Source organism: Vibrio thalassae, from assembly GCF_900089835.1.
Lineage (GTDB): Bacteria > Pseudomonadota > Gammaproteobacteria > Enterobacterales > Vibrionaceae > Vibrio > Vibrio thalassae.
In genome coordinates, this window is the sequence record NZ_OANU01000017.1 from 23,132 (window position 1) to 29,590 (window position 6,459).

At 43.2% G+C, this 6,459-nt stretch carries 8 protein-coding genes and 1 pseudogene; 7 read left to right on the forward strand and 2 right to left on the reverse strand.

Going from position 1 to position 6,459, the window contains the following annotated elements; translation table 11 throughout:
• Nucleotides 1-27 precede the first annotated feature (27 nt).
• Nucleotides 28-576 carry an acyl-CoA thioesterase gene (locus tag VTH8203_RS07820; RefSeq protein WP_244181167.1) on the reverse strand — a complete coding sequence of 183 codons (549 nt, stop codon included), beginning with the start codon at nt 574-576 and terminating at the stop codon, nt 28-30.
• 133 nt (nt 577-709) lie between these two features.
• Between VTH8203_RS07820 and VTH8203_RS07825 the strand changes: the two genes are divergently transcribed.
• The 5 genes from VTH8203_RS07825 (at nt 710) to VTH8203_RS07845 (ending at nt 3,275) form a co-directional block, all read left to right on the forward strand.
• Nucleotides 710-1,114, forward strand: a complete 405-nt coding sequence (locus VTH8203_RS07825; RefSeq protein WP_096993162.1) for a PPC domain-containing DNA-binding protein — start codon at nt 710-712, stop codon at nt 1,112-1,114.
• A gap of 89 nt (nt 1,115-1,203) precedes the next feature.
• Nucleotides 1,204-1,644, forward strand: coding sequence for a DUF1499 domain-containing protein (locus tag VTH8203_RS07830; protein WP_096993163.1), 441 nt, complete (start codon nt 1,204-1,206; stop codon nt 1,642-1,644).
• Nucleotides 1,645-1,763: 119 nt separating this feature from the next.
• The gene (locus tag VTH8203_RS07835; RefSeq protein ID WP_158296085.1) at nt 1,764-2,189 is read left to right on the forward strand and encodes a hypothetical protein; all 426 of its coding nucleotides are present in this window, start codon (nt 1,764-1,766) and stop codon (nt 2,187-2,189) included.
• Complete coding sequence (locus tag VTH8203_RS07840; RefSeq protein ID WP_096993165.1) at nt 2,186-2,797, forward strand: SCO family protein; 612 nt, start codon at nt 2,186-2,188, stop codon at nt 2,795-2,797. The genes VTH8203_RS07835 and VTH8203_RS07840 overlap by 4 nt, the downstream gene beginning before the upstream one ends.
• 25 nt (nt 2,798-2,822) lie before the next feature.
• Nucleotides 2,823-3,275 carry a copper chaperone PCu(A)C gene (locus VTH8203_RS07845; protein ID WP_096993166.1) on the forward strand — a complete coding sequence of 151 codons (453 nt, stop codon included), beginning with the start codon at nt 2,823-2,825 and terminating at the stop codon, nt 3,273-3,275.
• Between the two features lie 56 nt (nt 3,276-3,331).
• Here the strand turns inward: VTH8203_RS07845 and VTH8203_RS07850 are convergent, their stop codons facing one another.
• Nucleotides 3,332-4,180 (reverse strand): hypothetical protein, encoded by an 849-nt coding sequence (locus VTH8203_RS07850; protein WP_096993167.1) that lies wholly within the window; start codon nt 4,178-4,180, stop codon nt 3,332-3,334.
• Between the two features lie 780 nt (nt 4,181-4,960).
• Between VTH8203_RS07850 and rsgA the strand changes: the two are divergent.
• Both rsgA and VTH8203_RS07860 read left to right on the forward strand, forming a co-directional pair.
• Nucleotides 4,961-6,006, forward strand: a pseudogene (gene rsgA / locus VTH8203_RS07855) (ribosome small subunit-dependent GTPase A).
• Nucleotides 6,007-6,347: 341 nt separating this feature from the next.
• On the forward strand, nt 6,348-6,459 hold a 112-nt coding region (locus VTH8203_RS07860; RefSeq protein ID WP_158296086.1), incomplete at its 3' end, for a helix-turn-helix domain-containing protein.

Genomic DNA, 6,459 nt, shown 5'->3' on the forward strand with positions numbered 1-6,459 from the left:
CTGGTCTTTTTATTGTTATTCAATAAATTAAGCCACATTAGATGGCGGCCAAGGTCGATGCTGCTCAGAGTCGACCCATTCCTGTACCCATTGTGGCGTTTCGTTGTCTGCAGGGCTTACACCTGCGGCATCCACTACTTCAAGCGGAGCAACGATGCCTTGCTTTGATGTGACACCTGCTCGAATCAAAACCGATGAGCAAGGCTCGCCTTTCACCCACATAGACTGTTCGAGGTAAAACCACTTGTCATCTGTTGCGACGCATTGGGTTTTCATGGTGATTTTATCAAACATGTGGATGCGCTTTCGATAACGGACTGAGCTGCCTGCAACGACTAGTCCCCAACGTTTTTTCTTTAGTGTCGACATCAAGCCACATTTGACTGACAACGCTGTACGTCCAAGATCATACAATGTGAGTATGCGGCCATTGTTGAGCTCAAGAAACAGATCGATATCCCATGGGTGGCAGCGAAATTGGATTTCATCTTGTTGTGTGTAGGCAAGTGTTGGCTGCTTTTTTGACTGAATTATCGTTTTCGCCAACCGGAAGAAAGGGTACATAAAGTTACTCATATTACTGATTGACCTATAACCATAGACCTAATTTGGGTGTTTTACTCTAATATTTATTATTTCTGTGAACACAATATTAACTCTTAGAATCAATAGCGGTAACATAAGGAGTTTACCACTCACGGACAACACAATGTCGATAACACCTATTGTTGTGCGCCTCACTCGCGGAACCGACTTGAAACGAGCGCTACACACACTAGTTGCGAAGCACCAAATTCAAGCGGGCTCTATTGCCTCATGCGTAGGCTGTCTATCACAAATCTCTTTGCGTTTAGCAGGTGCAGAGCACACGCTTAAACGCACTGAGCCGTTTGAAATTGTCTCTTTGATGGGAACACTGACTGCAGACCATCAACATGTACACATTTCTGTTGCTGACAGTAAAGGCAATGTACTGGGAGGGCACCTGTTAGAAGAATGCATCGTTGATACAACCGCAGAGCTCATTGTGCATTGTTATCCTCAATTGGTATTTCAACGTGAGCTAGACCCAACAACGGGGTATACCGAACTCCACGTGATTTCAAAGGGTTAACCGCAAAAGCTAAATCCTGCGTACTAACCATTGTTGGATTATACTCACTCAAAGCTCTCTCATGACTGAGCAATTTAAAAGGAACTTTCATGATCACAAAAATCATTGTCACACTGCTGGTTGTACTCGTGGGGTACATGTTTTACAAGAACAATACTATGCCTTCTTATCTTGGCATCCATGAAGGAAAATTTGCACCAATGCCTTCAACCCCTAATGCGGTTTCTTCACAAACGGATGACCCAGAAAAAGCGGTGGCAGCGCTCCCTTTCACAGACCTCGATTCAACCAAACAGAAAGTCGTCTCGGTTCTCAACACAATGGGTGGCAACAAAATTGTAGAGAATGACCACGACTATATGCATGTGGTCTTCACCACACCAACGATGAAGTACAAAGATGATGTTGAACTGTATTTCGACACTGATAACGGCTTGCTGCACTATCGCTCTCAATCACGCACAGGGTATAGCGACAAAGGATTGAATCGCGAGCGCTACAACCAATTTAGTGCGCTGTACAACGAGTAAGGCACAATGCGTAGTCTCGCATTGTGTGGGGACGTCTAGTAAAAGTTTGGAACATCGCACAGCCCAATTTCAAAAATATGTTAGGATGCGATTACATTTATATTTGGGGCATTAACAATTTGAACAATAAAGTAAAAGTCCTATTTGTCGCTCTCGCATTAGGCACAGGTTTCTTTATTCCTAATCTGCTCAAACACCAACCGTCTTCTGACGTAGACCTCTCTGATTACTGCATGCTTTCCCAGCAAGTCTGTGAACAGGAAGGGGTTAAAATGAAAGTAGATTCTCGGCGCGTCACACCTCTGACGCCTATAACCGTTGAAGTGTTTTGGCCCGAGTCTGAAGCGCCGAATTTGAATATCTCATTGCAAGGAAAAGAGATGAATATGGGCGAGGTTAAGTATCAATTGGAGATGATCAAACCTGATGTCTACCAAGGTGAAATCACTTTGCCAGTCTGTGCGGAAGATTCGATGACATGGTATGGCACCATTTCTAATGGTGAGACAGATATTAAAGCAGCACTAAGGATGACAGCACGATGAAAAAACTCTGGTTCGGCGCAGTAGTAGGTTCATTTGCCTTGGGTTTTGGTGCAAAGTTACTGGTTGATAAGCATAACGAGTCACTTTTGCATCAAGCACAACTAGAACAGTTAGCGCAAGTTTCAGAGTCCATACTATTTGGGAAAGACGGTAAGCCCGTCCCTATCTTCGACCAAACCGACCCTCGTACCCGCATCGTGTATTTTGGGTTTACTCGCTGTCCCGATGTCTGTCCGACCTCACTCGCCATGCTCGCAGGAGCCTTGAATCAAATTGACGATGAAACCAAACAGACACTCAGACCTATGTTTGTCTCCCTTGACCCAGAACGAGACGCAGCAGAGGCCTCCGCGGAATATGCGCAATATTTTCACCCTATGATTGAGGGGCTGTCTGCCCCTTTAGAAGTCACTACACCGCTCGCTCACAAATATGGGGTCATCTTTCGTAAAACAGAGTTGGAAGACTCCAAATTGGGGTACACCCTCGACCATAGCTCATATTTCTATTTCCTAACCCCAGATGGCACGCTGATTGAAAAAGTGCCACACACTTTGACTCCTGCACCTATCGTTGAAGCTATTAAGCGCATCAATGCTCAGGGATAAACTAACGACAACAATGGACTAAACCATGAAGCTCAACAAATTGCTACTTCCTCTACTTACTCTAGCACCGCTGTCTTTGGCTCACGCCGCGATTGACGTCAATGACGCTTACGCACGTGCGACCCCACCAAACGCGACCACCAGTGCCGTGTTTGCAACCATCGAAAATACTGGCGATAAAGATCGCGTGATTGTAAAAGCAGCGTCACAAGCTTCATCGGTTGTGGAATTGCACGATGTCATTATGGACGGCGACGTCATGAAAATGCGTCAGGTGAAGAGCATTACCGTACCTGCAAATGGTCAAACCATCCTTAAACCAGGCAGTCTGCATATCATGCTGCTAGACGTTGAAAAACCAATGAAGGAAGGCGAGACCATTAATGTTGAGCTGACCTTTGCTAATGGTGAAGTTCAAGTATTGACCGTACCCGTGAAAAAAGTCATGTCAGGAATGAAAAAGCACGCACATCATTAAGCAACAAAGCCATCACTGAGTAGCGGTGATTTCTGCTCAGTGATGGTTTCTCTTTCCTAATCCGCTACTGAGTCACAGCGTTCTAACTCGGTGTTGAATCGCTGAATGAACTTACCAGTGTTGATAAATTTAGTAAACACCATGATCCCTTCGTCTTCACTAATAAAAAACTCTAATACATCTCCCTTAATATCCAATGGAAGATCGCTGTTAAATGAAGCATCAAGTAGTACACCATACAACACTGTTGATAGCGTCGTGTTTAAATAATTCGCCTTTTTTTCAGGGTCGAGAGCATTCTCATATTCTAACTGGAGTGCTTGAGCATCCACAGAGTCATTGATATACAATGCCCTCCAACCGTTTTTGCGCTTAATTACAAACGATGGCTTGCCAAATTCAGTTTCAATTGACGAGAGGATCATTTCGTTACTTTTATCTTGTAGCTTAACTAAGCCAGAGACATCCATCAAAGCGCTATCTTCGTACAATCGGAATCCTAGTCTAACGACGCCTTTAGCTAGCTCTTGTACTGGTTGTTTGTTGTGCGATGTGATTCCAAAAATAGGAAATGGATTAAGATCATTTGGGAACTGGTTGAAGTCTGTAAGAGAAGTAATTTGACGCAGAGGCTGAGAGCAAGACACTATATTGTCGGTTTGGAACAAACTAGCTGGACCAACAAAGCCATCATCATACCCTCGACTAAACTCAAACTGATTTTGTTTCATCTCGACGATAAGCCCCTGTTTACTCATCGATTTTTCAAAAGCGTCAATATCAAGATGAAGGTTGTTAACTGAAACATCTTTAACATTACTCCCTGTTAATTTAATTTCATCGGATAGTGCGTTAAATGAAATTAATGTGGACAAAATACTAAAGACTAATGTGGCTCGATTCATCGTTTTACCATAGGTTCAATTCATGGTTGACAGTTTTCCAAAATCAGCTTCGAAGTATAATTCATTACCCCTATTAATGTGTACGTAGCGTCATCGTTGAATACGAAAACAATAAAATTCGTCACTGAACAAAGTAACCATAAGGCACTATGAACGTACAAATTACACGTAGCATCAATAACTAATCCTCTAGAAAAAGACACCCTAAGAATAGCTTCAATTCTTTTACTCTGACAATTTTTCCACCACGAATCGACGTTACTGGTCTAGTCAGCTCAAAGTACAACAACCCAATGTATCAACATTCGCTCACCATACTTGTTGCTTCGGTGGCTACTCAGTTTTAGCTCTTCTATGAATTGTTTACCTCTAGTGATATCCCGGGGTTAGAACGGCGTTACCATCTCTCCCGTACTGAAATAGGTTGAGAGCCATCGCTGAGTCGCGGGGATTTCTGCTTATTGATGGGTTAATACCTTTCCTTTTGCATCCCCCTTGTTTGCCTGATACTGACCTTTATTCGAAGTAGTGTTATTATCCCAAACAGTCAAAACCATACGCGCTTTGGAGGAATTTGATGATTGTTGTGCATACCCACTTGGTAAAGTTGGCTAGGTAAGGCTCGATACGCAGTAAATCACCTTCTCATTTGACGATGAGATACCATACTTTACCCGGTGTTCTTTTACCGGGGTCATAGTGCAGCCTGCACCACACTTACATCAGTAAGTACCTGACCCTATTTAAAATTACATATTTTGTATATTTTTAGGTACTAACATGAGCTCTATTTTTACCCACCCAATCTCACTAAACGAACTAGGTTGGAAAACCTTCTTTCAACAGCAACTGACATTAGATGAATACGACGGTATCGTCCTTGGCCGTATTATCGCAGTGGATATGTCGTCTGCACCGAACAACAAGAGTTCCATCTGGAACCTCATGTTCACTATCCTCAGATGACCGTCGGTGATTGGATTTTACTGGACGAACAACATCGATTCCTCCGCTTACTCGAACGTCGCTCCTTGTTTCGTCGCAAAGCACCTGGCTCTAAAGTGGATGAACAGTTCATTGCCGCCAACGTAGATACGGTTTTCATTGTTTGTTCACTCAATGACGATTTTAATTTGAGCCGCATAGAGCGCTACCTCACACTCGTGAATGAAGCGCAAGCGGAGGCTGTTATCGTCTTAACCAAATCCGATCTTTGTGACGATGCGGACCCTAAACGACAACAAGTCCAAGAGCTCGATCCTTTCTTACTCATTGAAACCGTAAACGCGTTAGAGAGTAGTACACTTCAAGGACTGCGCTCTTGGTGTGGTAAGGGACAAACTATCGCCTTTATGGGCTCTTCCGGTGTCGGTAAGTCAACATTAGTCAATAGTCTGATGAACAACCACGTGCAGGTGACAGGAGCAATTCGTGAAGATGATAGTAAAGGCCGTCATACCACTACATCTCGCTCTATTCACAAAATGCCAGAAGGTGGCTTGTTACTTGATACTCCTGGAATGCGGGAAATACAGCTCACCGCTAGTGAGGTTGGTTTAGCGGAGACATTCAGTGATGTTGAGTTATTGGTTGAGCAATGTCGATTTGGTGATTGCCAACATACCAATGAACCAGGGTGTGCGATCCGCACTGCTCTTGAAAATGATGCTATCGATGCTAGACGTGTAGATAACTACTTCAAGCTTATGCGAGAACAAGCGCGAAACAGTGCTTCTTTAGCAGAAAGAAGAAGCAATGATAAGCAACTCGGTAAATTCTATCGTTCAGTTCAAAGTGAGAGTAGAAACCGTAAAAAAGGCTACTAAACCCTTATCTACAATACATCACTTCAACTCGGAAGACCGCTAATAGCGGTCTTTGCTCCACTCCGCTAAGAAACACTTTCCAATTTCATATAAAACAAGCCACTAACTAATAATAAAAATTCCATACCTTCTTAATTCAAAATAGAACCCACAAAAAAATCATTTACAAATATCGATACAATGCACCATTTTTGGCAACAAAAACCACAAATTTCATCTGAAGATGAATTATATGTAGACACATTGTCAGCGCCGATGTAAAAATGACCCACTAACGCCGATTTAAAATTGACCCACCTGAGGCAAACTATCCGTTCGTAAAATGGACAAAGCGGCGGATTATGATCAATCAGGAGCAACTAGTGGAAATACACGTTTTACATCAGCAAGGGCAAAGCATCCGCTGCATCGCGCGAGATTTAGGTATCTCTAGAAATACCGTTCGCACTTATC

Bases quoted from the DNA above. Each gene is read 5' to 3' on its own strand.
- VTH8203_RS07840 (WP_096993165.1), top strand. From the start codon at position 2,186: ATGAAAAAACTCTGGTTCGGCGCAGTAGTAGGTTCATTTGCCTTGGGT.
- VTH8203_RS07825 (WP_096993162.1), top strand. From the start codon at position 710: ATGTCGATAACACCTATTGTTGTGCGCCTCACTCGCGGAACCGACTTG.
- VTH8203_RS07845 (WP_096993166.1), top strand. From the start codon at position 2,823: ATGAAGCTCAACAAATTGCTACTTCCTCTACTTACTCTAGCACCGCTG.
- VTH8203_RS07850 (WP_096993167.1), bottom strand. From the start codon at position 4,180: ATGAATCGAGCCACATTAGTCTTTAGTATTTTGTCCACATTAATTTCA.
- VTH8203_RS07830 (WP_096993163.1), top strand. From the start codon at position 1,204: ATGATCACAAAAATCATTGTCACACTGCTGGTTGTACTCGTGGGGTAC.
- VTH8203_RS07820 (WP_244181167.1), bottom strand. From the start codon at position 576: ATGAGTAACTTTATGTACCCTTTCTTCCGGTTGGCGAAAACGATAATT.